At 58.8% G+C, this 1,102-nt stretch carries 1 protein-coding gene; it reads right to left on the reverse strand.

Features of this window, described 5'->3' with window-relative positions; genetic code table 11:
• Nucleotides 1–36 precede the first annotated feature (36 nt).
• The coding region (locus tag FHX15_RS30765) for an IS256 family transposase (RefSeq protein ID WP_184402093.1) at nt 37–1,102 on the reverse strand (1,066 nt) is incomplete at its 5' end.

The following is a 1,102-nucleotide window of genomic DNA, read 5'->3' on the forward strand; positions in this document are numbered from 1 at the left end:
TGGGTTATGTGCGTCAAGTTCAGCAAAATTTGGCGGTCATGCGGCTTGGCGTAGAGCGAGCTTCTTGTGCTCCCGTAGATCGTCCATGTTAATATAGCGATTGGCCTCCATCCAGTTTTCGTGGGTTTCGACTGCGAGGGCCCTGACGAGGCGCAAGCAGCTCTCTGCATTTGGAAAGATGCGCACCACGTAGGTCCTGCGGCGGATTTCCTCGTTGAGGCGTTCGAGCATGTTGGTTGATTTCAAGTGCTTGTGATGCTGGCGCGGCAATCGGAAGAAGGTCAGCGTCTGTTCGATTGTCTCCTCGACCCAACTCGTCAAACGCGGATAGCGTACCGACCACTTGGCGAGCCAGGCAGACAGATCGGTCTTGGCTTCGTCGAGGTCGCGCCGGTCGTAGAGCCAACGCAGCTCCTGCAGGCAGTCGTCGCCATGCTTTCGTGGCAGGTGATCGAGAGCGTTGCGTAGAAAGTGCACGTAACAGCGCTGCCAGGCGGCCTCTGGAAGCGCCTCCGCGATCGCCGCCACGAGGCCGGCATGATCGTCTGAGACCACCAGTTCCACGCCCCGAAGACCGCGCCCTTTCAACTTGACGAGAAAGTCCTTCCACGCCGAGCGGCTCTCGCGGGCCGCCATTTCGACAGCCAGAATCTGTCGCCGTCCGTCCCAATCGATACCAACTGCAATCAGTACCGCCTGGCTCATCACCACGCCGGCCTCACGGACCTTCTCATAGCGGGCATCGAGGATCAGGTAGGCAAAGGGCTCAAGAAGCGGCCGCTCCGCAAATGCCTTCAGGCTTTCGTCCAATCGCTTGTTGATCGCTGAGATTGAAGATGCCGAGAACGCATGGCCGCAGAGTTCTTCAGTGATCGCCTTGACCTTTCTGGTCGACACTCCCTGCACATACATTTCTGCCAAGGTCGCAACCAGGGCTCGCTCGGAGCGCTGATACCGTTCAAACAGTTCGGTGGAAAAGTGCCCCGAGCGATCTTGCGGAACACGCAGTTCAAGCTTGCCCACCCGAGTGATCAGGGTTCGGCCATAGTGGCCTGAGCGGTATCCGAGCCGGTCCGGTGTGCGCTCGCTTTTACCAGCTCCA

This window comes from Rhizobium sp. BK650 (assembly GCF_014195325.1).
Taxonomy (GTDB): Bacteria; Pseudomonadota; Alphaproteobacteria; order Rhizobiales; family Rhizobiaceae; genus Rhizobium.